Raw genomic sequence first — 2,254 nt, 5'->3', positions numbered from 1 at the left:
TGTAATTATCTTTCACTGACAACTATCCTAACACACAGGGCCAGAGCGTTTCATAAGTCGGCAGATAAGATACAAACTGTACTTCACCCCAATCATTCAATTCTACATCAAAGGATTGTTCAGTTATAACCCGGCTTTCATCTAATCTCTCTCCTGATGGATATTCTACTTCAATATCTGCTACATCTGTCAATTGCTGTATTTCTTTCGTACCATCGAAATATAAAATGACTTGTTCATCAAATTGTTCTTCACCTGATAGAATTATTTCTACATAATCCTCATGCCAGGTAACCTTCCAACAGCTGCTACTGATGCTTGCACCGTCATTGTGCAATTCAAAATCTGTTTGCGATATCTTATCTTCGCCTTCTTTAAGGACTAACCGTCCACTTGCTGAACCAAAAGGCCAGTCTGGTTCTCCGACTGCCTGAAGTGTCAATTCGTATTTTCCATCCGGCGAAACAGATGTATCGCAAGTTGTCTTCTTGTAATTTACCGTATACGAAATGCTAAACCAAAATGCTACAATTACTGCAAGAAGCGAACCCATAATACATAGCATAATTTTCAAAAATTTCTTCATTGTTATAACACTCCTTTTAATGTCCACGTATATCCAGTTCTTCCAATAGAGAATTTCCGCTTCCCCATGAATATAGAATGTAATAACCGCTATCCTTTATTTCTTCCGAAAATTGTAGTGTCTCGTGATCAATCACCTCAATGGACTGCCCTTCCTGAGTTTCCACCAAACATTCCCATTCATTACTTCTGTAACCTGAATAGTAAGCATCCAATTCTTCCAAAGACAAATCACTTCGAATTAAAATTGCACCAAAATATTGCATCCCGTTTCCGTTACCTGTCAGCTTCCCTGCCCGTGATATTGACTCTATCAGTTCCGTTTTCTCTGGCAGTGGTGTTTCACATAATTCCTTTTCCACTTTATAGGCAATGTTATTATTTATGAATGAAATGGATATTACTCCGCCTATCAATACAACTGCTGCCAGCATTCCAGCTAATTTTAATTTCTTCATGTGTCCTCCTTTCTTTTCTTACATCTGTAAGATTACCATGGAACACCATTATTATCAAATCATTCTTTAATCCGGTATTGGTAATCGGGTATCTGCATAATTTCGTCATTTAGGATTTCATTCCCCAAATACTGAAAACTGCCATCCTCTGCAAATCTTACCGTAAGTTCATGGGTAATGACTGCATCATCGCAAATGACCATGTCGCAAACTGCCTCCACCGTTAACGTAACCGTCCCATCCACATTTTCTTTGATGGCGACAACCTCTGGCAGAGAAGTTCCAAAAAAGGTAGGGGCATAATTGAAACACCCAAGTCTCGCCCAAAGATAGGTCTGATTTTCCTCATCAAATACTGCGTACTCTCGTATCTGCTCCGCTGTTATGGGAAGATACTCCATAATCAGATTTTCGAATTCTTCTTTCGGAATGCCATTTGGATAATCTTCAGAATTGAACTTTTTGCCATATTTCATTCCATACAGATATTCAAACATTCCGTTATAATCCAACTCACTCATATTTTCTACATTCCAATTGGAACACAAAAGGTTCTGTCCCTGATATCCAAGCCCCCGAACACAACGTTCAGACATTTCACGCTGTTCCTCTGTCATAGGTTTTATTCTGATCAGGCAGCTTCCGTCCATAATTTCACTGACTTCCGGCGGCTCCGGCACACATAACTCATAACCGAACCACCCTTTCTCCGTGTACTTCCATTCTTTGATTCTGGTATAGGAAATATAGGACATTCCCGGCTTGTTATTGTCATTCCATATACCTCCTGCGCTTACAACATACATCTCTGTTCCGTCAAAAATAAATTTCATTCTCCCTATACCGCCATCACCATGTATCTCGTAAATTACAACAGAACCACTTTTCCCATCCGTACACTCTTCAAGAAACCGATCCACGCTTTCATAATTTTCCATATTGGAGTATGTTACCAAAGTGGAAACTGGACATCCTGTTTCCATTAACCTTTTCTGCATTTCCAGAATCGTTTCATCATTCAGAACCACATTGGATGCTGTCCCTTTATCTGCATCCTTATAAATGTCAAAAATAAGTTCCATCATTTTTTTGCAGTCATTCGCAGCTTCCTTTTCCTCCTGTTCATCCACTGGAAGTCCATAGCCCTTTTCCCACTGCTCTGCAGCTTCTTTTGAAGTGCTATACTAACGTTGTAACAGTAGTGGCTAATA

3 protein-coding genes are annotated in these 2,254 nt (G+C 39.5%); all 3 read right to left on the bottom strand.

What is annotated here, in order from left to right:
• Window positions 1-22: 22 nt before the first annotated feature.
• From DW826_RS17795 to DW826_RS17785, 3 genes are read right to left on the bottom strand one after another with little or no spacing between them, the layout of a single operon-like run.
• On the bottom strand, window positions 23-586 hold the full coding sequence (locus DW826_RS17795) for a hypothetical protein (protein ID WP_242994152.1): 564 nt from the start codon (window positions 584-586) through the stop codon (window positions 23-25).
• Window positions 587-602: 16 nt separating this feature from the next.
• Window positions 603-1,043: a hypothetical protein gene (locus tag DW826_RS17790; RefSeq protein WP_117553336.1), complete on the bottom strand. Its 441-nt coding sequence runs from the start codon at window positions 1,041-1,043 to the stop codon at window positions 603-605.
• A gap of 59 nt (window positions 1,044-1,102) precedes the next feature.
• Window positions 1,103-2,173 (bottom strand): DUF6070 family protein, encoded by a 1,071-nt coding sequence (locus tag DW826_RS17785; RefSeq protein WP_347472433.1) that lies wholly within the window; start codon window positions 2,171-2,173, stop codon window positions 1,103-1,105.
• Window positions 2,174-2,254 lie beyond the last annotated feature (81 nt).

Origin of the sequence: Clostridium sp. AM34-11AC (assembly GCF_003435375.1) — a bacterium.
GTDB classification, from domain to species: domain Bacteria; phylum Bacillota; class Clostridia; order Lachnospirales; family Lachnospiraceae; genus Pilosibacter; species Pilosibacter fragilis.
The sequence above is the reverse complement of the archived record's forward strand: the minus strand, read 5'-3'. Positions and strand labels throughout refer to the sequence as shown.

Coding starts and splice junctions, on each gene's coding strand:
- DW826_RS17790 (WP_117553336.1), bottom strand. CDS start 1,043: ATGAAGAAATTAAAATTAGCTGGAATGCTGGCAGCAGTTGTATTGATA.
- DW826_RS17795 (WP_242994152.1), bottom strand. CDS start 586: ATGAAGAAATTTTTGAAAATTATGCTATGTATTATGGGTTCGCTTCTT.